This is a genomic window from Peptococcaceae bacterium 1198_IL3148 (genome assembly GCA_036763105.1).
GTDB lineage: Bacteria > Bacillota > Desulfotomaculia > Desulfotomaculales > Desulfohalotomaculaceae > JBAIYS01.
On the sequence record JBAIYS010000002.1, the window covers coordinates 51,713 to 72,002 of the forward strand.

Annotated in this window: 21 protein-coding genes and 1 riboswitch; all 21 genes read left to right on the plus strand. The window is 45.6% G+C overall.

Annotation, left to right across the window (positions count from 1 at the left end):
* The first annotated feature begins 14 nt into the window (after nt 1-14).
* The 21 genes from V6C27_02150 (at nt 15) to V6C27_02250 (ending at nt 19,928) form a co-directional block, all read left to right on the plus strand.
* Complete coding sequence (locus V6C27_02150) at nt 15-1,211, plus strand: pyridoxal phosphate-dependent aminotransferase (protein ID MEG6615229.1); 1,197 nt, start codon at nt 15-17, stop codon at nt 1,209-1,211.
* Between the two features lie 166 nt (nt 1,212-1,377).
* A complete protein-coding gene (locus tag V6C27_02155; protein ID MEG6615230.1) occupies nt 1,378-2,256 on the plus strand; it encodes a YicC/YloC family endoribonuclease in 879 nt (292 codons plus the stop codon).
* 30 nt (nt 2,257-2,286) lie between these two features.
* A complete protein-coding gene (locus V6C27_02160) occupies nt 2,287-2,559 on the plus strand; it encodes a DUF370 domain-containing protein (protein MEG6615231.1) in 273 nt (90 codons plus the stop codon).
* 4 nt (nt 2,560-2,563) lie between these two features.
* Nucleotides 2,564-3,178, plus strand: coding sequence for a guanylate kinase (gene gmk / locus V6C27_02165; GenBank protein MEG6615232.1), 615 nt, complete (start codon nt 2,564-2,566; stop codon nt 3,176-3,178).
* Nucleotides 3,175-3,402, plus strand: coding sequence for a DNA-directed RNA polymerase subunit omega (gene rpoZ / locus V6C27_02170; GenBank protein MEG6615233.1), 228 nt, complete (start codon nt 3,175-3,177; stop codon nt 3,400-3,402). The genes gmk and rpoZ overlap by 4 nt, the downstream gene beginning before the upstream one ends.
* A 14-nt stretch (nt 3,403-3,416) precedes the next feature.
* A complete protein-coding gene (gene coaBC / locus V6C27_02175; GenBank protein MEG6615234.1) occupies nt 3,417-4,628 on the plus strand; it encodes a bifunctional phosphopantothenoylcysteine decarboxylase/phosphopantothenate--cysteine ligase CoaBC in 1,212 nt (403 codons plus the stop codon).
* On the plus strand, nt 4,615-6,831 hold the full coding sequence (gene priA, locus V6C27_02180) for a primosomal protein N' (protein ID MEG6615235.1): 2,217 nt from the start codon (nt 4,615-4,617) through the stop codon (nt 6,829-6,831). Before coaBC ends, priA begins: the two co-directional genes overlap by 14 nt.
* Before the next feature lie 166 nt (nt 6,832-6,997).
* Nucleotides 6,998-7,453: a peptide deformylase gene (def, locus tag V6C27_02185; GenBank protein ID MEG6615236.1), complete on the plus strand. Its 456-nt coding sequence runs from the start codon at nt 6,998-7,000 to the stop codon at nt 7,451-7,453.
* Between the two features lie 6 nt (nt 7,454-7,459).
* Nucleotides 7,460-8,392 carry a methionyl-tRNA formyltransferase gene (gene fmt / locus V6C27_02190; GenBank protein ID MEG6615237.1) on the plus strand — a complete coding sequence of 311 codons (933 nt, stop codon included), beginning with the start codon at nt 7,460-7,462 and terminating at the stop codon, nt 8,390-8,392.
* A gap of 14 nt (nt 8,393-8,406) precedes the next feature.
* Nucleotides 8,407-9,192 (plus strand): DUF116 domain-containing protein, encoded by a 786-nt coding sequence (locus V6C27_02195; GenBank protein MEG6615238.1) that lies wholly within the window; start codon nt 8,407-8,409, stop codon nt 9,190-9,192.
* Nucleotides 9,193-9,205: 13 nt separating this feature from the next.
* Nucleotides 9,206-10,576, plus strand: coding sequence for a 16S rRNA (cytosine(967)-C(5))-methyltransferase RsmB (gene rsmB / locus V6C27_02200; GenBank protein ID MEG6615239.1), 1,371 nt, complete (start codon nt 9,206-9,208; stop codon nt 10,574-10,576).
* A gap of 27 nt (nt 10,577-10,603) precedes the next feature.
* Nucleotides 10,604-11,653: a 23S rRNA (adenine(2503)-C(2))-methyltransferase RlmN gene (gene rlmN, locus V6C27_02205; GenBank protein MEG6615240.1), complete on the plus strand. Its 1,050-nt coding sequence runs from the start codon at nt 10,604-10,606 to the stop codon at nt 11,651-11,653.
* A 21-nt stretch (nt 11,654-11,674) separates the two neighbouring features.
* Entirely contained in the window at nt 11,675-12,460 is a 786-nt protein-coding gene (locus V6C27_02210; protein ID MEG6615241.1) for a DUF3662 and FHA domain-containing protein, read from the plus strand.
* Nucleotides 12,457-12,927, plus strand: a complete 471-nt coding sequence (locus tag V6C27_02215) for an FHA domain-containing protein (protein ID MEG6615242.1) — start codon at nt 12,457-12,459, stop codon at nt 12,925-12,927. Before V6C27_02210 ends, V6C27_02215 begins: the two co-directional genes overlap by 4 nt.
* Nucleotides 12,905-13,618, plus strand: coding sequence for a Stp1/IreP family PP2C-type Ser/Thr phosphatase (locus tag V6C27_02220; protein ID MEG6615243.1), 714 nt, complete (start codon nt 12,905-12,907; stop codon nt 13,616-13,618). Before V6C27_02215 ends, V6C27_02220 begins: the two co-directional genes overlap by 23 nt.
* 10 nt (nt 13,619-13,628) lie before the next feature.
* Nucleotides 13,629-14,918 carry an FtsW/RodA/SpoVE family cell cycle protein gene (locus V6C27_02225; GenBank protein MEG6615244.1) on the plus strand — a complete coding sequence of 430 codons (1,290 nt, stop codon included), beginning with the start codon at nt 13,629-13,631 and terminating at the stop codon, nt 14,916-14,918.
* Complete coding sequence (locus V6C27_02230) at nt 14,908-16,299, plus strand: penicillin-binding transpeptidase domain-containing protein (GenBank protein MEG6615245.1); 1,392 nt, start codon at nt 14,908-14,910, stop codon at nt 16,297-16,299. Before V6C27_02225 ends, V6C27_02230 begins: the two co-directional genes overlap by 11 nt.
* Nucleotides 16,300-16,309: 10 nt before the next feature.
* Complete coding sequence (pknB, locus tag V6C27_02235; GenBank protein ID MEG6615246.1) at nt 16,310-18,169, plus strand: Stk1 family PASTA domain-containing Ser/Thr kinase; 1,860 nt, start codon at nt 16,310-16,312, stop codon at nt 18,167-18,169.
* 15 nt (nt 18,170-18,184) lie between these two features.
* Nucleotides 18,185-19,057: a ribosome small subunit-dependent GTPase A gene (gene rsgA, locus V6C27_02240; GenBank protein MEG6615247.1), complete on the plus strand. Its 873-nt coding sequence runs from the start codon at nt 18,185-18,187 to the stop codon at nt 19,055-19,057.
* Between the two features lie 2 nt (nt 19,058-19,059).
* Nucleotides 19,060-19,713, plus strand: a complete 654-nt coding sequence (rpe, locus tag V6C27_02245) for a ribulose-phosphate 3-epimerase (GenBank protein ID MEG6615248.1) — start codon at nt 19,060-19,062, stop codon at nt 19,711-19,713.
* A 92-nt stretch (nt 19,714-19,805) separates the two neighbouring features.
* Nucleotides 19,806-19,928 (plus strand): hypothetical protein, encoded by a 123-nt coding sequence (locus tag V6C27_02250; GenBank protein MEG6615249.1) that lies wholly within the window; start codon nt 19,806-19,808, stop codon nt 19,926-19,928.
* A 135-nt stretch (nt 19,929-20,063) separates the two neighbouring features.
* A riboswitch (cyclic di-AMP (ydaO/yuaA leader) is annotated at nt 20,064-20,201 on the plus strand.
* Nucleotides 20,202-20,290 lie beyond the last annotated feature (89 nt).

Below are 20,290 nucleotides of genomic sequence, written 5' to 3' on the forward strand. Positions count from 1 at the left end.
GGGAGAGAAGACTGATGAAACTAGCAGATCGAGCAGCAAATATTGCCCCTAGTCCAACTTTGGCCATTGACGCCAAGGCTAAACAAATGAAAGCAAATGGTATTAAGGTTTATAACTTTGGTGTAGGGGAACCTGATTTTGACACCCCCCAACACATTAAAGATGCGGCCATAGCAGCCATTAACGCCGGTATGACCAAATACACTCCGGCATCGGGAACGGTGCAATTAAAACAGGCCGTTGTGGACAAGTTTAAAAAGGATAACGGTTTAGATTACGAATTGGGTCAAATAGTAATTTCCGCCGGGGCTAAACACTCGCTGTATAATGCTTTTCAGGTGTTGGTGCAAGCGGGGGACGAAGTAATTTTACCTGCGCCCTTTTGGGTCAGCCACTTAGAGCAAATTAAAATTCCCGGCGCTAAACCGGTGATTGTTATGACCAAAGAAGAAAATGGCTTCAAAATGACACCGGAGCAATTGCGAGCAGCCATTACCCCCAAAACCAAAGTGTTGTTGCTAAACAGCCCCAGCAACCCCACCGGTGGTGTTTATTCTAAAGAAGAATTAAAGGCGCTGGGGGATATTGTTTTAAAACATCCCGATATCACCATTATCTCTGATGAAATTTATGAAAAGTTAATTTACGATGGCATGGAACACTGTAGCATTGCCAGCATTAGTCCGGAACTTAAAGAACGCACCGTGGTGATTAATGGGGTGTCCAAGGCCTACTCCATGACCGGTTGGCGAATTGGTTATGCTGCCGCGCCGCTGGCAATTGCTAAGGCGATGGCTAACTTACAAAGCCATTCCACCAGTAACCCCACATCCATCGCCCAAGCTGCCAGTGTGGCGGCGTTGAATGGTACTCAACAACCGGTGGCCGATATGAAACAAGAATTTGTTAAGAGGCGGGATTATATGCATAAGCGGTTGACAGCTATGCCCAACATCAGTTGTCCCAAACCCAATGGTGCTTTCTACCTGTTCCCTAACGTTAGTGCCTACTTTGGCAAAAGCTACAAAGGTAAAGTGATCAACAGTGCCACTGATTTGGCTGGAGTTTTATTGGATGAAGTGCAGGTGGCGGTGGTGCCAGGGATAGCCTTTGGCAATGATGATTTTCTTCGTTTTTCCTATGCCACTGACATGGAAACCATCGCCGCGGCAATGGATCGGATTGAAACAGTGTTGGCAGAGTTAAAGTAAATCCTTTAGAGTGTAAAATACCCTTCCTGGTTATGGGAAGGGTATTTTAATGCAGTTTTCAGCGTTTTTCTCTTAAAATAAAGGATTTTCTTTTTTAAGGTAGAAAAATTAATTTTATAGTAAACAGTCAATAATATAATAATAGCAAAATTAGGGTGGTGAGACTTTGCTCAAAAGCATGACCGGGTATGGCCGCGGGGAGGCCGATGCCTGTGGTCGTAAATTCACAGTGGAGCTTAAGTCAGTCAATCATCGTTTCTCTGAAGTGGTGGTTAGGGTACCCCGGGTGATGTCTTCACTCGAAGATAGAGTTAAGCGGTTAATACAACAACGTATTGGCCGAGGACGAGTTGACGGATTTATATCTGTGGAAGAAACCGAACAAAAATTACAACAGGTAAAAGTTGACAAAACATTGGCCCTCGCATATCATAAAGCAATGAAAGAAGTGCAACAATTCACTGATGTTGCTGGTGAGATAGAGCTGCGGGATATTATTAATCAACCCAATGTGTTAAAACTGGAAGAGCCGGAAGAAGACTTGGAAGAATGGTGGCCGGCTGTGGAAGAAGCTTTGCAGATAGCGTTGAATCAGTTAATACAAATGCGGGTTGAGGAAGGTGCCAAGCTTGGCGAAGACATCGCCAAACGGCTGGACCTCATTGAAGAATATAATCAAAATATTAAACAGCGGGCACCGTTGGTGGTGGAGGAACATCGGGAAAGGTTAAACCAACGATTGCTGGAATGGCACACCCAAGGAACGCTTGACGAAAGCAGAATTGCTACCGAAGTGGCAATTTTTGCCGAACGGGCTAACATCACCGAAGAAACGGTGCGCTTAAACAGCCATTTGGATCAAATGAGAAGAGCTTTGCAAGCGGAGGAACCAGTGGGGCGCAAATTGGACTTCATTGTCCAAGAGATGAACAGGGAAATAAACACCATTGGTTCCAAAGCCAACGATTTGACAATTGGCAATCAGGTGATCAACGTCAAAAGCGAATTGGAGAAAATTCGTGAACAGGTTCAAAACATAGAATAATTGTATAATGTAATTTGGGGGGATATAGTTATGGATATCAAATTAATAAACATTGGTTTTGGCAATATTGTATCGGCCAATAGAATAATTGCCATTGTTAGTCCAGAATCGGCACCTATTAAACGGATTATTACCGAAGCCAGAGACCGAGGGATGCTTATCGACGCCACTTATGGTAGACGTACCCGGGCGGTTATCATAACAGACAGTGACCACGTCATTCTATCAGCCGTGCAACCAGAAACAGTAGCTAATCGCTTGGTAACCAAAGAAAATAATAATCAGGAAGATATTGCTGAATAATATCATGGGCAAAGAAGGATTATTAGTAGTACTATCCGGACCTTCGGGAGCTGGTAAAGGAACAATTTGCCAAGGCCTAGTAAAACAGGCGGAGGAGATTTCTCTTTCGGTATCAGTGACCACCAGGCCCCCCAGACCAGGTGAAGAGCACGGCAAAAACTACTTCTTTATAGCACGGGATGAATTTGAAGAGATGGTCAAAGACGATCAGTTGATCGAGTGGGCTCAGGTCTATGATAATTGTTATGGTACACCCAAAAAGTGGGTGGAAGACAAGTTGGCCAATGGGGAAGATGTATTATTGGAAATTGATATTCAAGGGGCATTGCAAATCAAAGAAAGATTTCCGGAATGTGTATTGATATTTGTGGTGCCCCCCTCAATTAATGAGCTGCAGGCTCGGTTGATTGGTCGGGGCACCGATGGCTCCGATGTAATTGCCAAGAGACTGCGCTGTGTTGAGGGTGAACTGCAGAAAATTCCCCAATACGATTTCATTGTGGTGAACGATACATTGGAAGAGGCTATTAATCAAGTGAAGGCCATCATTATTGCAGAAAAGTGTCGCCCTAAACGTTTTAATCTTGATAAATATCTACAATGTGGAGGCATATCATGAACCGAATTCCTTTAGATGAATTATTAGAGAAGGTAGACAGTCGTTATAGCTTAGTGATTGCCGCGGCCAAAAGGGCTCGGCAGTTAATTGATATGGAACTTCAAGAAGGTAATCGCGAGATTCAATACAAAGTAGTATCTCATGCCTTAAAGGAAATTTCTAACGAAGATGTGAAAGTGGTGCTGAGAAACCGAGACATGCCCAGCACCTATGAATTAAAATAATTGGGGGTAGCAACGTGTTAACCGGCAAAAAAATTACACTTGGAATCGCCGGAGGTATCGCCGTATATAAAGTGGCAGAATTGGTCAGTGGTTTAATTAAAAAGGGTGCCGTCGTTAAAGTAATTATGACCGAGGGAGCCCAAAAATTTGTGCAGCCGTTGACATTTTCCGCCCTTACAGGTCACGACGTTTATACAGATACGTTTAATTCTCCCCGCAGTGGTGGGGTAACCCATATAGAATTGGCCCAACGGGCGGACTTGTTTGTGGTGGTTCCGGCCACCGCCAATATTATTGGCAAAGTGGCTTCCGGTATTGCCGATGATTTGTTATCAACGGTGCTGTTGGCAGCCGATTGCCCGGTAATTATTTGTCCTGCCATGAATACAGTGATGTACAAAAACCCAGTGGTGCAGCAGAATATTGCCAAGCTGCAACAACTGGGTTACCACTTTATAGGGCCAAATTGCGGTCGCTTGGCTTGCGGAACCGAAGGGCCTGGGCGAATGAGTGAACCCGGCGAAATATTAAAGTACATTGCAGGTTTTTTCCAGCCCGGCGATCTGCAGGGCGTCAATATATTGGTTTCCGCTGGACCCACCAGGGAACCGGTGGATCCGGTGCGTTTTATCACCAACCGCAGTTCTGGTAAAATGGGTTACAGTATTGCTAAAGTAGCATTGCAGCGGGGAGCCAACGTGACATTGGTCAGTGGCCCGGTTAATTTGTCGCCGCCGGCGGGGGTAGAATTGATCAAGGTGGAAACTGCCCAGCAAATGCACACTGCCATGCTGGAGCGCTATGACGCTGCAGAAGTGGTGATTAAATCTGCCGCGGTGGCCGACTATCGCCCGCTACAAGTGGCGGACAAAAAAATTAAAAAAACCGCTGATGATTTAACTTTATCCATGGTAAAGAACCCAGATATTTTGGCAGAGCTGGGCCAGTTAAAAAAGCATCAAATTTTAGTGGGCTTTGCTGCCGAAACCAATGATTTAGACACCTATGCTCGGGAAAAACTGCACAAAAAGAATCTAGATCTGTTGGTGGCCAATAATGTTGCCAGCCCCGGCGCTGGTTTTGATGTGGACACCAATGTGGTTTCTTTATACTACCGCCACCAGCAGGTAGAGCACCTGCCGCTGATGGATAAACAACAGGTGGCCCAGCGAATATTAGATGGGGTGGTGGCCCTTTTGGCTGCCCGCAGGGATGGCAAAGGTTAAGTTGCTGGGGCAATATGCTGAGGTGGTGGTTGAGGTGCCCAGCCGTCAAGTGGATCGCCCCTTTCACTATCGGGTACCAGAAAGTTTACAACCACTGTCGGTGGGTAGCCGGGTGCTGGTTCCCTTTGGCAATCGGACGATAGCTGGCTATGTGATGGGCTACTCTGACCCGCCAACGGCGGTAAAAATTAAGGACATAAAAGCGGTGGTGGGCGGAGGACTATCGCCTGAATTAATGGAGTTAGCCCGGTGGCTGGCTAAGAAATATCTGTGTACTTTATCCGAAAGTTTACACTGTGTATTGGGGCCGGGCCGAGAACCCAAAAAGGTGCCCCAGGGCTTGTTTGCGGCAATAAGTGATGCTCAGTTAGTGAAGCTTAAACTAACTGCCAAACAACAGCAGGTTATGGAGCAAGCGTTGGCTCATCCTGGATTAAACAAAACTGAACTGGCCCAAATATCATCAGTGTCCACTGCCACTGTGACCACTTTGATTAAAAAAAATCTGTTGCGGTGGTCCAGCCGGACTGATGTTGGGGCCGAACAGGCAACAGAACCGTTGCCACAGCTGACTGAGGAACAAAGGCAAGTATTAGGTGCCATTGCTGTTGCTGTAGACGAAGAGGCTTACTCTGCTTTTTTACTGCATGGTGTCACTGGCAGCGGTAAAACCGAAGTATATCTCAATATTATTGCCCGGGTGCTAAGCCAAAACAGACAGGCCATTGTGCTGGTGCCAGAAATTTCTCTGACACCCCAAATGGTGTCGATATTTAAAAAGCGGTTTGGCAATGCAGTGGCGGTATTGCACAGTCGCCTTTCCGATGGAGAAAGGTATGCCGAAAGGGAGCGCATTGAACAGGGCCAGGCCCAGGTGGTTTTAGGCGCCCGTTCGGCAATTTTTGCGCCGGTACCTAAATTGGGCATAATTATTATAGATGAAGAACATGAGCCTTTGTATAAACAGGAAGAAAACCCCAAGTACCATTGCCGGGACGTGGCGTTACACCGGGCCAAATTAAATAACGCGGTAGTTATTTTAGGCAGTGCCACCCCAGCCTTAGAAAGCTATTGTCGCACCGAAATTAACGGCCCCTATCAACTGTTGTCTATGACCAAAAGGGTGGCGGATCGGCCACTGCCGGAGGTGGCAGTGGTGGATATGCGCGAAGAGATGGCCAGCGGCAATAAAAGCATTTTTAGCCGGGCACTGTTAAATAAAATGGCCGTCAGGTTGGAGAAACAACAGCAGGTGGTGCTGTTTATTAATCGCCGGGGTTATGCCACTTTTATTGTTTGTCGCCAATGTGGCGAGGTGCTAAAATGTCCCCATTGTGATATTTCTTTAACCTACCACAATGATGGTGTGTTGCGCTGCCATTACTGCAATTACCAGCGGCCCACTCCAAAAAAGTGTCCCCATTGCCAAAGTGATGCCATTGGCTTTTTTGGGGTTGGTACCCAACGGGTGGAAGAGGAAGTGAGAAGGTTCTTTCCCCAGGCCAACGTGTTGCGGATGGATGGAGACACCACCAGTCGCAAGGGCGCTCACCAAGAAATATTGGACGCCTTTAAAGCCGGTGAGGGCGATGTGTTGGTGGGTACCCAAATGATTGCTAAGGGTTTAGATATTCCTGGAGTGACACTGGTGGGGGTGGTAAGTGCCGACACCATGTTGCATATGCCAGACTTTCGGGCGGCGGAACGCACTTTTCAGTTGCTGACCCAAGTGGCGGGCCGAGCGGGCAGAGGGGTGAATGTCGGAGAAACCATTATTCAAACCTATAGCCCCGAGCACTATAGTATTGTCACCGCCCAAAGCCATGATTATGCCGGCTTTTATAATAAAGAAATGAATCTACGACGGGCGCTGAAATATCCACCTTTTTATTATCTGTCCCGGATATTAATTACCGGCGAAGATGAACAACTGGTGGAAGTGGTGGCTAAGCAACTTAAAGACATTTTGGCCCAGACGGTGGCAAAGGTACCTAGCGAACAGCAAGCCATGGTATTGGGCCCTGCTCCAGCGGCTTTATCTAAGGTGCAAAAGAAATATCGGTGGCAAATAATGATTAAGGCCCGCACTTTGGTCGCCACCCGGGCTATAACTGGTAACGGGGTTAAGCAGTGGGAGGAAAATAATCGGTTGAGAAACAGAGTTTCTGTTAGCATAGATATGGAACCTCAATTTTTAATGTAGGTTAAAGCAATTATGAATTCTAAATTATGAATTGTGAATGATTAGTTCTAAAGTAACCATTCCTAATTCAAAATTCCTAAATTCATAATTGAAATTACCATTTGCAAGAACGTTAACGGAAAATTTAACTACTAATAATTTTGTGAACCAACAGGAGGTAATTAACATGGCGGTGTATGAAGTGGTGAAAAACGGTGACCCCATCCTGCGTGAAAAGGCAGCGACGGTGCCGAAAATTACACCTAACATTATAAAGTTACTTGATAACATGCGGGATACCATGTATGCCAGTAAAGGAGTGGGTTTAGCAGCTCCGCAAATTGGTATTTCCAAACGGGTAGTGGTGGTAGATATTGGTGAAGGGTTAATTGAGCTGATTAACCCTGAGATTATCGAAGGTAGCGGCGTGGAGACTGATTACGAAGGCTGCTTATCCATTCCCGGCATCATTGGCGAAGTGTCAAGGGCCAGTGCGGTGATCGTTAAAGCTTTAAATCGGGATGGCCAGGAAGTGCAATATAAAGCTAAAGGATATTTGGCCCGGGCCTTTCAACATGAAATAGACCATTTGGAAGGCATTTTGTTTATTGACAAGGCCAAAAACATTAGGAAGGAAGAGTAAAATATAATGCGTATTATCTACATGGGGACACCGGATTTTGCAGTACCCTGTTTAGAAGCCATTGTTGAACACAATCACCAGGTGGTGGGTGTGGTCACTCAGCCCGATCGTCCCAAGGGGCGGGGCAAAAAATTGCAACCACCACCGGTAAAGGTGACGGCAGAGGCCATGGGAATACCGGTATATCAGCCAGAAACAATCAAGACACCGGAATTCATGGCATTATTAAAAGAATTCAATCCCCAATTGATAGTGGTGGTGGCCTATGGCAAAATATTGCCGCCGGAAATTTTGCACTTACCTCCATTGGGCTGTGTCAATGTGCATGCTTCGTTGCTGCCTAAGTATCGGGGCTCGGCGCCAATTCATTGGGCTATAATTAACGGGGAACAGCAAACTGGTGTTACCACCATGTATATGAATGAGGGTATGGATACCGGGGATATGATTCTCTCCGCTGCCACCGATATCACAGATGCGGACACAGTGGGGACACTTCATGATCGGTTGGCCACGATGGGAGCAACGCTTTTGGCCGAAACGTTACAACTGATTGCCCAGGGCAAAGCGCCGCGGATACCCCAAAAGGATGCCGAGGCTTGCTACGCACCGATGCTTAAAAAAGAACATGAGCTAATTCAATGGCAACGGTCTGCGGTAGCAATAAAAAATCATATCCATGGACTAAACCCTTGGCCCGGTAGCTATACCACTTTGGCAGGTAAAGTGTTAAAATTATGGCGGGCAGAGTTGGTGCCAGGAAATGGTGGAGAACAACCAGGGACCGTTGTTAGTGTGAAAGACAACCAGGTGGTGGTCCAAACCGGTGAGGGCCTGTTGGCGTTGACAGAACTGCAGTTGCAAGGTGGTAAAAGGCTCAGTGCCCGAGAGTTTCTCTGCGGGAAAAAGTTGACCCCCGGTATCAAACTGGGAGTTTAGAGGTGGAGCACAACATGATTACCGAATCAGCAGTTAATAAACCCCAAGCGAAAAAAAGACTGTTTATTGGCCTGTTGGCCGTCAGTGTAATTGCAGTTTTGGGACTGGCTATCTTATTATGGTATTTGATGTCCCATCCCACAACTGTGTTACAACAGGTATTATTGGTGCTATTAATTGGTAGTATATTAATAACACTGGTGGCGGTGGCCTTTGGCATTGGTGGTATTGTTTTGACCATTTGGTTGGCTAAGACCATTACCCCACTGCAACCATTGATGAGGGTGGCCATGAGTTTACTGTTTCCGGTGGTAATTGGCTTGGGGCACGTCTTTAACATTAATACCGACAAAATAAAAAGTTCCTTTATTGAGGTCAATAACCAGTTGGTGCGGACTAAGGAATTTAGTTTAAAACCAGAACAACTGTTGGTATTGGCTCCCCATTGTTTGCAAAAGAGCAGTTGCCCACACAAAATTACCACTAACATCAACAACTGTAAAAGATGTGGCGGTTGTCCGGTGGATAAACTTTTGGCGGTGCGGGAACGGTATGGTGTTAATATCGGTTTGGCCACCGGCGGTACGCTGGCCCGCAAATATGTTAAGGAATACCGACCAAAAGCGATAGTGGCCATTGCTTGCGAACGGGATTTGGTCAGTGGTATTCAAGATTCTACCCCCATACCGGTGTTGGGAGTGTTAAATGATCGACCCTTTGGTCCTTGCTTTAATACCCAAATATCGGTACCGAGACTAGAAGAAGCGATAAGATATTTTTTATCCGCAGAAGAAATTTAAAGGTGGAAAAATCATGTCCAATGTAAATGCTAGGGAAATGGCTTTAATGGCGTTAAAATCAGTTGAGGAAGAGGGCGCCTATGCTAATTTAGCTTTAAATAGAGTGCTGGAAAAATATAAACCAGAAAAGCTTGATCGGGCCTTTGCCACAGAAATTGTCTATGGCTCATTGCGCACCATGAATACTCTGGATTGGGTGATATCACGGTTTCTACAGCAACCATTGGCGTCACAAACGGTTTGGGTAAGAAATATTTTACGCATTGGTACATACCAATTAATCTATATGGATAAAGTCCCGGCGGCGGCCGCCTGCAATGAATCAGTGGAATTGGCCAAAAAATATGCCAATCCTGGGGTGGTTAAGTTTGTCAATGGCGTGCTGCGCAATATTACCCGCAACCTAGACAACTTAGACTATCCCGATATTGAGAGTGATCCGGTAAGCCATGTGGCGTTAAAATATTCGCATCCTCGCTGGATGGTGGAAAGATGGTTAAAGGAATATGGGGTTGAGCAGACCATAGAGCTCTGCAAGGCTAACAATCTGACGCCCCCAAACACCATCCGTACCAATACGCTGCGCATCAGTCGGGAAGCTTTAATTAACCTGTTGCAAGCTGAGGGCGTAAAGGTGCAAAAGACTAAATACGTTTCCGAAGGCTTAAAAATAGATGGTTTTTTATCTTTCCGTCATTTGGAAGCCTTTCAACAGGGGTTGTTTCAAATACAGGATGAAAGCTCAATGTTAGTGGGTCATGCTCTCAACCCAGCCCATGGTTCCCGGGTAATTGATGCGGCGGCGGCCCCCGGTGGTAAGTCCACCCATATTGCTCAATTGATGGAAAACACCGGTTTGATATTATCCTTTGATATTCATCCGCATAAACTAAAGTTGATTGAAGAGAATTGTCGCAGGTTGGGCATTACCAATGTCAAAGTAAGCGTGGGCGATAGCCGAGAAATAGCTGCTGATTTACACAATTGGGCAGACTATGTATTGCTGGATGCCCCTTGTTCCGGATTAGGGGTATTGCGCCGCAGACCTGATGCCCGGTGGCGTAAAGAGGCTTACCAAATTCCGGCAATTGTTAAATTGCAACGGGAAATGTTGGAAAGTGTCAGTAAATGTGTGCGGCCAGGTGGGGTGTTGGTCTACAGTACCTGTACCATTACCTATGAAGAAAATTTGGGGCAGGTCAAATCCTTTTTAAAGGAACATGACGAATTCATTTTAGAGGACTTAACACCGTTATTGCCAGCCAATATGGCCAACGAGCCAGATATAGCCAAAGGTTATGTTCAATTGCTACCCCATGTGCACGGTATGGACGGTTTCTTTTTAGCCCGTATGCGAAAAAGAGGATTAAGTCATAAGCTGTAGAATAATAAATTAATTTTAAGAGGCGGTATTATGGCCAAGCTAAACCTGAGGGATTTAAATTTGCAAGAGATGGAAGCATTGATTGTAGATTTAGGAGAACAAAAATTCAGAGCGAAACAAATTTGTCAATGGATACTGCAGCATGGGGTTACCGATTTTGACCAGATGACTAATATTGGCAAAGGTTTACGCCAGAAACTGCAAGATGTTGCTTATTTAGGTGGCCTGGAGGTGCTGGCTAGACAAACGGCATCCAGTGGCGACACAGTAAAATACTTATTTGGTTATCCCGATGGTGAAGCGGTTGAAAGTGTGCTAATGCGGCATTCCTATGGCCGATCTGCCTGCGTTTCCACTCAGGTTGGTTGTCGGATGGGTTGCCGTTTTTGTGCTTCTACAATTGCCGGAGTGGTGCGTAACCTGAGCAGTGGCGAAATATACGATCAAGTGTTGGCCATCCAAAGGGATAGTCAAGAGCGGGTAAGCCATGTGGTATTAATGGGGTCTGGAGAACCACTGGATAACTATGAACAGACAATCAAATTTATCCGCAATATTGCCGAACCCTATGGCTTGAATATCAGTTACCGCCATTTGACCCTAAGCACTTGTGGCATTGTGCCGGGTATTAAAAAATTGGCCCAAGAAAAAATGGCCATTACGCTGGCGGTGTCATTGCATGCCCCCAATGATCAGTTGCGCAACCAGATTATGCCCATTAACCGGCGCTACCCGCTTTCGCAGTTAATTCCTGCCTGTAAAGAGTATGTAGAGATTACCGGCAGAAGAATTACCTTTGAATACTCACTGATGAAGGGGGTCAACGATGGTGTTACCCATGCCGATGAGTTGGGGCAGTTGCTCAAGGGGATGCTGTGTCACGTCAATTTAATTCCTATCAACCCGGTTAAGGAACGTGGTTTTGAACGCACCGCTTCCCCGCAAATTATGCAATTTCAAAAAAACTTGGAAAGACACGGTGTCACTGCCACCGTTAGAAAAGAGATGGGGGCCGATATAGATGCTGCCTGTGGCCAATTGCGCAGGCGGGTCAGTACCAACCCCCAGCATAAATAAGTTATTAAAGAGGTGAAGAGTGTGGGCCTCTTTTCAGGATTGGAAGGTAATCTTGAAAAATATATCGAAGGATTTTTTAAGGATAAATTTAAAAGCAGGGTACAGCCGGTGGAAATTGCTAAGCAATTGGCCAGGGAAATGCGCAATAATCGGCGGATCAGCGTCAGCAATACCTATGTACCCAATGAATATACCGTTATTTTGCATCCCGAGGACTGGGAGAGTATTGGTGCCTTTAACCAACTACTGTCCTTGGAATTACAGGATTATTTGCTGCAAAAGGCAGAAGAAAAGGGTTTTACCCTGGTGGGTCAACCACTGGTGACGGTAGAAAAAAATGAAGAAACCGCTGCGGGCAATATTGTGGTTAAGGCAAACTTTGGTGAAGCAGTACCGGTGAATTTAGAATCGCTTCGCAAAGAGCAACCGGTGGTGGATGAAGCAGAGGTGGAGCACACCCAGATGTTTAAGCCGATCAAGGAAACGGCACCACTACCGAAGCCCGATGTGACTCCAGCTCGGTTAACTGTGGAAGCTGGCCGCGATGCCGGTAAGTTTTTTATTCTCAACAGTCAGCAAATTGACATTGGTCGTCGGGAATTAAACGATATTGTGTTGAAAGATCCCAGTGTCTCTCGAATACACGCCCAAATAGAAGTGAAGGATGACACTTATGTTTTGACCGACTTAAACAGCACCAATGGTACGTATGTAAATGACGTCAGGATAAGTCAAAAGGTGTTGAAATCTGGTGATACCATCGTATTCGGCACCACTGTATGTACCTTTAAGGTGGATCCGGTATGATAGATGTGGTGCTGCTGATACTGCGCTATTGCTTTCTGGCAATGTTTTATTTATTCTTATTCAAACTAACGCTAGCCATCCTAGCGGATTTGCGTCGACCACCGGAGGAAACGGCTATTCAATTAGGCTCACCCGGTGGAGATGGCGCCGCTTTAGTGGTGCTGTTCAGCAGTGATGAGCAACTGGAACCGGATACCCAAATTCCGTTGGGAAATAAAACGTTGTTTGGCAGGACTAACAACAGCGATATCAAGATACAGGATAATTTTGTTTCTGCCAAGCACGCACAAATCACCTATCGCGATCATCAATACTGGTTAGAGGACTTAGGCAGTTTAAATGGCACTTATTTAAACGAAATTAAAATTGACAAAGCCACTGCCATTGCGGACGGAGACAGAATCAGAGTTGGCGGAGTTAGTTTTCAGTTTGTGAGGTGGGCTTATGAAATGGGGCCAGATTACTGAGACCGGTTTAGTCAGGCCTAATAATGAAGATAACCTACTAATTTGTCCTGACATAGGATTATTTGTGGTTGCTGATGGTATGGGCGGTCACCGGGCTGGCGAGGTGGCCAGCAAACAGGCATTGACTTATTTGGAAAAGCAACTGAGGTTGGCACTGAGTTATTCCAATGACTTGGCAGAAAAATTAAAGGAAACCATAACTAAAGTTAATCAATATATCTATGAAATGTCTTGTCAAGATAATAGCTTGCAGGGCATGGGTACCACCATCACCGCCTGCTTAATCAAAGATGATTTGGCTATGGTGGCCCATGTGGGTGATAGCAGGGCATATTTAATCAGAGATAACACCATTAAACAGGTGACTGACGATCATTCACTGGTGGGGGAATTAGTCAAAAATGGTAGTATCAGCGAGGAACTGGCCCAGGTGCATCCCCGAAGGAATGTACTTACCCAAGCCATCGGGGTTTCACCCAATGTAGATGCGGATATTTACCAAGTGCCGCTGCAGGCTCGCGATCAATTAATGCTGTGCACAGATGGATTGACTAACCATCTTACCCGTAGCGATATTTTAAAAACGGTAGCTACCACCCAAGATCCCCAGCGGGCGGTGAAACAATTGGCGGACGCCGCCTTAAGTCAAGGCGGTACAGATAATATCACCATTATTTTAATTGAAATTTAGGAGGCTACCGATGTTCGGTACTGCTGGTTTAAGGTTGGAAGAAAGAAGATTAATATTTTACAATGGTCTCTTTTTATTACTGGCAGCAGTGGTTTTATTGCTGGGTGGCGATAAAGATGACATGACCGCCAACATTAAAAGTGTCACTGTGCTGTTGGGGGCCTTTGTGGCTTTTATGTTGCTAAGTTATATTTGGCAAATCACTGGTTTTAAGGCGGATTGTTATATATTGCCCATTGTCTTCGGTTTAACTTCCATTGGATTAATTTTCTTAATGCGCTTAAAACCAGATTATGCCTTTCGACAATTTATTTGGTTGTTGGTGGCCTTGACAGTGCTGATTATTGTCACTACACTGTTTCGCAATTATCATCGGTTATCTGAGTATACCTATATTTATGCTTTGTTAGGGGTAGTGGCATTAATATTGCCGATTTTCTTTGGGGTGGAGCAGTATGGCGCCCGCAGTTGGTTAGGATTTGCCGGTTTCCAAATTCAGACCTCAGAGTTTGTGAAAATATTGTTGGTACTGTTTCTGGCGGCATTTTTAGCCGAAAACCGCCGCATATTAACAGCTGGCACCGCCACTTGGTTGGGGATTCCCCTTCCCGGCCCGAGAGAATGGGGGCCATTGGTGGCCATGTGGGGAGTAGCCTTAATTATTTTGGTGTTTCAGAGGGACTTGGGTACTGCTTTGATTTATTTTTGTACCTTTTTGGCCATGATTTATGCTGCCACCGCCAGAATCTTTTATGTGTTGTTTGGCCTGGTTGCTTTTTTGCTTAGTGGTTTTGCCAGTTACCAACTCTTCGACCATGTGCAGGCCAGAGTTAACATTTGGCTAGATCCTTGGCCATATTTTGAAACTTCGGGTTATCAATTAATTCAGTCATTATTTGCCATTGGCAGTGGTGGCGTTTTCGGTAGTGGCCTAGGTGCGGGATCTCCTGATTTGATTCCAGCGGTGCACACCGACTTCATTTTTGCCGCTGTCTGTGAGGAAATGGGCTTACTGGGTGGTTGTGGCCTAATTATATTATTTATTATCTTTGTTTATCGCGGTTTAAAAACCGCCATGGCTGCTAAAGATGAGTTTTCTGCATTAGTGGCGGCAGGATTAACGGCGCTGATGGGTTTGCAAGCCTTTATTATTGTGGCAGGGGTAATTAAATTGTTGCCCTTAACTGGGGTGACACTGCCCTATGTCAGCTATGGTGGTAGTTCATTGGTGGCAAATTTTATTATCCTGGGCCTGATATTAAATATTTCTCATAAGGCAGGATTAGAACATGAGAAATAATATTCGTAAGTTAGGTATCTTTCTGCTGGGAATTTTGATCTTATTAATACTTTATCTATCTTATATCCAGTTAAAAACCGGTCCTGAGTTGGCATCTCACCCCAAAAACTATCGGTTGACAGAAGAAATGAGTAAAATTCACCGGGGTGCGATATTAGACAACCAAGGTAATATATTAGCTGAAACCAGATGGGATGATGAAAGTGGGTTGCGCCATTACCCGTTGGCAGAAAAAACCGCCCATCTGTTGGGATACACCTCAATCAAATATGGCAGTGCTGGGTTGGAGGGGGCTTATAACAGGGAACTATTGGGTTTGACCAGCGAAGGTAAGTTTTTGAATCTAATGCGCCAGGTCACCGGGGAACAACCGGTGGGCGAAGATTTGGTGCTGACCATAGATGGTGAGTTACAGCATTTGGCTGTAAAGTTGCTGGCCCAGACTGGCAAACCCGGGGCGGTGGTGGCGGTTAATCCCCGCACCGGAGCGATATTGACCGCAGCTTCCTATCCATCCTTTGACCCTAATAATTTAGAAACCCAGTGGGACAGCCTGGTGAACAATCAACAATCACCGCTATTAAACAGAGCCTTTCAAGGGGCTTACCCACCGGGTTCGGTGATAAAGCCGGCCATTGCAGTGGCCGCTCTGGAGGCGGATAATCAATTGGCCACAGGCAAATTTAACTGTCCAGGTTATTTGGAACAGAATGGAGTTAAACTTGCGGATAATGGTGTCCATGGCCAAGTTGATTTAACCCAAGCACTGGTGGTTTCTTGTAATACCACCTTTGGCCAATTGGGTGTCTCTTTGGGCAAAACTAAGCTAGAAACAGCGCTGGGGGATTTCGGTTTTAACAGCGATTTTGATTTACCAATAGATGTCAGACCCAGTACAATAACAAATGATGACAACATAGAAAAGCAAGAACTGGCAGAAGCAGCCATTGGTCAGGGCGAACTATTGGTTAGTCCGCTACAAATGGCCATGGTGGCCTCAACCATTGCTAACAATGGCATACTGATGCAACCCTATTTGGTTCAAGAAATAATTGCTCCCACGGGTGAGACGACGATGCAGCATCAGCCTCAAATATTAAAGCAGGTGACTACTGAAGACATTGCCCGTTTTGTCAACCAAGGAATGGTGGGTGTTGTGGAGAGAGGCACTGGTAAAACTGCTGCCATCAGCGGTATATCTGTGGCTGGTAAAACTGGCACGGCAGAAAATCAACAAGGGCAACCCCATGCATGGTTTATTGGTTTTGCACCAGCCCATGATCCACAGATTGCGTTGGCCGTAATAGTTGAAAATGGTGGTTCCGGTGGGACTGTGGCAGCGCCGATTGCGCAACAGATGATATTAGAGGCATTGAGGTGAGTGGCTAGATATGATTGGCAAGCTTTTAGGAAACCGTTATGAAATATTAGAGCAATTGGGCGGCGGTGGCATGGCCATTGTTTATAAAGCCCGGGATAATTTTTTGAACCGCTTGGTGACGGTAAAAATCTTGCGGGCGGAGTATGTTTCGGACTCTGATTTCGTCCGACGCTTTCGCCGGGAAGCCCAAGCAGTTGCTCGCTTGTCCCACCCTAATATTGTTAACATCCACGATGTGGGGCAAGAAAATGATACTCAATATTTGGTTATGGAATATGTGGATGGCGACAATTTAAAAAATTATATTAAGCATAACCAAAATTTGGATCTGCCAACCATTGTCAACATTGTGATGCAAATTTGTGACGCTCTGCAACATGCCCACGACAATGGCATTGTACACCGGGATGTAAAGCCACAAAATATTTTAATTGCCCACAATCAGCGGGTAAAATTGACAGACTTTGGTATTGCCTTTGAGGCGGCAACCGGTACAATATCTAATACTGAAACTGTCTTGGGTTCGGTACATTATATTTCACCGGAGCAAGCAAATGGCGATACCCCCGGGGCACAATCGGATATTTATTCATTAGGGGTAGTACTTTACGAAATGCTCACCGGTCAGCTGCCATTCAAAGGCGATGGCGCGGTGGCGGTGGCGTTAAAACATATTCAAGAACAGCCGCCACTGCCCAGTGAGATTAAGCCTGATATTCCCAAATACTTGGAACGGGTGGTTATCAAGGCAATGGAAAAGGATCCGGCCCGAAGATACCAAACCGCCAAACAGTTTAAGCAAGATCTGCAACAATTGGATTATACTGCCGATTTAAATGATGATTTTGCCACCCAGGTGTTGCCTGGTAGCGCCATTGCAAAGGCAAAGGAAAGTGTTCCCCGGGAAGGGGTTAATGGGAAGCCGCCGCCGGCAAAGGCTAAACCCAAGGCCGATACAAGGAAGATTGTGTTAATTGCCTCTTTGCTTATCTTAAGTCTGCTTAGTGGCGTGCTGTTTGCCTTTTATAAGTATATAAACGTACCGGAAATAACCGTCCCGAACGTGTTGGGGTATACCGAACAGGAAGCCCGGGATGCTCTAACCAAAGTGGGTCTGGAGGCCCAAGTGAAAGAAGTTAAAAATGAAGCGGAAAAGGGGACGGTTATCTCCCAAGACCCAGAGCCCGATGCTAAAGCCAAACAGGGGCGGGTGGTAACGTTAACTGTCAGTTTGGGACCGGAAATGGCTAAGCTTCCTGATGTCATGGGGCTGCCCATATCCGAGGTTAGGCTGGCATTACAAAATCTAGATTTTGAATATACCGAGGAAGAAGTATTTAGTGATAAATATGAAGCGGGGTTAGTGGTGGACCAGGATCCGGGGCCTGGAGAATACCCCAAAGGAACCAAAGTGGCCCTTGAGGTTAGTAAAGGTGCTGAACCAAAAGTACATCCGATGCCCACCTTGGTTGGTCTGCCCCTAAGTCAGGCGGAGCAAAAGGTGGCAGAGTTAAATTTAATTTTGGATGAACCCACTTTAACCCAAGCCAGCGATGAGTATATGCAAGGTTATGTAATTAGTCAAAAACCTGAACCCGGAGCGGAGATAACAGAGGGAGAAGGGGTGTCGGTGGTTGTCAGTGAAGGTCCGGGACCCGCTAAACGCAGTGCCGGCATTACCGTCGAGATTGACGACGATGATAAAGAACATCAATTAAGAATAAATGTTTCGGATGCCCGGGGAGAACAGGATGTGTATGTTAAAAAACATGCACCGGGTGAAGTGGTTTACGAGAATATTGAATTTTATGGCCGTGCCACAATCAGAGTATATATTGATAACGAACTGCGACAACAAAAGGTACTATAGGGCGGAGGTAACTTTATGATCGAAGGCATAGTTGTTAAAGCCTATAGCGGTTATTACTATGTCCAAGAGGGTAATAAACAGTGGGTATGTCGCTTGCGGGGCAAATTCCGCATCGATAAAGTAAATGTGCTGGTGGGTGATTATGTCAGAGTAAAGCCCGCCGGCAGTGACACCGGCGTTGTTTATGAGGTGCTGGGCAGGCGCAACCAATTGGTTCGCCCATCGATAGCCAATGTTGATCAAGCGGTGATTACCTTTGCGGTGCAAAATCCCGAACCTAATTTAGACTTGCTAGATAAGTTTTTGCTGATGGCCGAGGGAGCAGGGGTAAAACCAGTGATATGTTTAAACAAAATTGATTTGTTGGCGGCCACCGAACCGTCCTGGCTGGAAATTTATCGCCAAGCAGGTTATTCGGTGCTAACCACCAGTACTAAAAAGGACTTAGGAATAGAGGAGTTAAGAAAAATCTTAGCTCATAAAGTTTCGGTATTTGCCGGCCCCTCAGGGGTGGGTAAGTCCAGCCTGCTTAATGCTGTTCAACCGGGCTTGCAATTGCAAACCGGTGAAATTAGTCATAAATTAAAACGGGGTAAACACACCACCCGTCATGTGGAACTTTTGCCTTTGGCCTTCGGCGGCTTGGTGGCAGATACGCCGGGATTTTCCAGCCTCTATCTGCCAGAAATACCGGCGGTGGAATTGATCAACTACTTTCCGGAAATTGCCCAATATGCTTCCCGTTGCCGTTTTAACAGCTGTAGTCATACCCAAGAACCAGATTGTGCCGTTAAAGGGGCAGTGGAAGAGGGAATTATTAATGCCAGAAGATACCATAGCTATTTACAATATTACAATGAATTAAAGGAACGGGAAGGGAGATATTAACAATGGTTAAACTAGCACCTTCAATACTGTCAGCCGATTTTGCCAACTTGGCTGCCGATGTGCGGGCGGTGGAAGCAGCCGGAGCGGAGTATTTACATATTGATGTGATGGATGGTAGGTTTGTCCCCAATATTACCATCGGACCGTTGGTGGTCAAAGCACTGCGTCCTCATTCACGGATGGTGTTTGATGCCCATCTGATGATTGTGGAGCCGGAAAAATATGTGGCTGACTTTATCAAGGCCGGTGCCGATTTAGTGACGGTACATGCCGAGGCCAGTACCCACTTGCACCGGGTGGTGACACAAATAAAGGAAATGGGTGCTAAAGCCGGGGTAGCCTTAAATCCAGCAACCCCAGTCAGTGCTCTGGAATATGTCTTGCCGCTGTTGGATTTAGTGTTGGTGATGTCGGTTAATCCCGGCTTTGGTGGTCAGAAATTTATTCCCCAGGTGCTGCCGAAAATCAAACAATTGCGGCAGATGATTGACAGCCAAGGCTTAGCCACTGAAATCCAAGTGGATGGCGGTGTAAATGTAAACACCATTGCTACAGTGGTGGATGCCGGTGCTGATGTGCTGGTGGCTGGCTCGGCGATATTTGGTAGCAACAATATTGGACAGGCGGTAAATGATTTGAGAAAGGCCGTAAAATAGATATCTTGCTTAAATTATGAATTATGAATTATGAATGGCTAGTTTAATTTAAAATTCCTAATTCATAATTCGTTTTTTAGGAGGTGAGTTAAATGGCAGTTTGGAAATGCTCCCAATGTGGTGAAACCAAGGAGGGACGTTGTAAGCCAAGAAAATGCCCGTCATGCGGAGCATCTGGCACTGACACCTTTGTAAAGGCAGAAGAATCCAAGTAATTCCATTATATATCTTGATGGCTGGTTATATGCTCCTGGACATTCCGGGAGCATATTTGTTATAATGTATTCCATACTGGAATATAAATTAAAATTTGTTTATTGCATTCAATTATAATGAATTCCGATGAGGAATAATCTTAAACGCTTAATTTTCTTCTATGAAAAACGGGGGAACCATTTATTGGGGTTAATCCAGTGCTTTCGCTGGTAGGGCTAAACCTTGCGGCCCGAACCCGTCAGCTAACCTCGTCAGCGTTGTAGGGGACCGTTCTAAATGATTAATGTTAATTAATTATTGTATTTTTGCACCTTTCTATTCTGTAAAAATATGGAAACCCCTATGAGGGTTTTTTTTGTTT

Excerpts from the sequence above, each read along its gene's own strand:
- V6C27_02150 (MEG6615229.1), top strand. The coding sequence starts at position 15 with ATGAAACTAGCAGATCGAGCAGCAAATATTGCCCCTAGTCCAACTTTG.
- V6C27_02160 (MEG6615231.1), top strand. The coding sequence starts at position 2,287 with ATGGATATCAAATTAATAAACATTGGTTTTGGCAATATTGTATCGGCC.
- gmk (MEG6615232.1), top strand. The coding sequence starts at position 2,564 with ATGGGCAAAGAAGGATTATTAGTAGTACTATCCGGACCTTCGGGAGCT.
- rpoZ (MEG6615233.1), top strand. The coding sequence starts at position 3,175 with ATGAACCGAATTCCTTTAGATGAATTATTAGAGAAGGTAGACAGTCGT.
- priA (MEG6615235.1), top strand. The coding sequence starts at position 4,615 with ATGGCAAAGGTTAAGTTGCTGGGGCAATATGCTGAGGTGGTGGTTGAG.
- def (MEG6615236.1), top strand. The coding sequence starts at position 6,998 with ATGGCGGTGTATGAAGTGGTGAAAAACGGTGACCCCATCCTGCGTGAA.
- fmt (MEG6615237.1), top strand. The coding sequence starts at position 7,460 with ATGCGTATTATCTACATGGGGACACCGGATTTTGCAGTACCCTGTTTA.
- V6C27_02195 (MEG6615238.1), top strand. The coding sequence starts at position 8,407 with ATGATTACCGAATCAGCAGTTAATAAACCCCAAGCGAAAAAAAGACTG.
- rsmB (MEG6615239.1), top strand. The coding sequence starts at position 9,206 with ATGTCCAATGTAAATGCTAGGGAAATGGCTTTAATGGCGTTAAAATCA.
- V6C27_02215 (MEG6615242.1), top strand. The coding sequence starts at position 12,457 with ATGATAGATGTGGTGCTGCTGATACTGCGCTATTGCTTTCTGGCAATG.
- V6C27_02220 (MEG6615243.1), top strand. The coding sequence starts at position 12,905 with ATGAAATGGGGCCAGATTACTGAGACCGGTTTAGTCAGGCCTAATAAT.
- V6C27_02225 (MEG6615244.1), top strand. The coding sequence starts at position 13,629 with ATGTTCGGTACTGCTGGTTTAAGGTTGGAAGAAAGAAGATTAATATTT.
- V6C27_02230 (MEG6615245.1), top strand. The coding sequence starts at position 14,908 with ATGAGAAATAATATTCGTAAGTTAGGTATCTTTCTGCTGGGAATTTTG.
- pknB (MEG6615246.1), top strand. The coding sequence starts at position 16,310 with ATGATTGGCAAGCTTTTAGGAAACCGTTATGAAATATTAGAGCAATTG.
- rsgA (MEG6615247.1), top strand. The coding sequence starts at position 18,185 with ATGATCGAAGGCATAGTTGTTAAAGCCTATAGCGGTTATTACTATGTC.
- rpe (MEG6615248.1), top strand. The coding sequence starts at position 19,060 with ATGGTTAAACTAGCACCTTCAATACTGTCAGCCGATTTTGCCAACTTG.
- V6C27_02250 (MEG6615249.1), top strand. The coding sequence starts at position 19,806 with ATGGCAGTTTGGAAATGCTCCCAATGTGGTGAAACCAAGGAGGGACGT.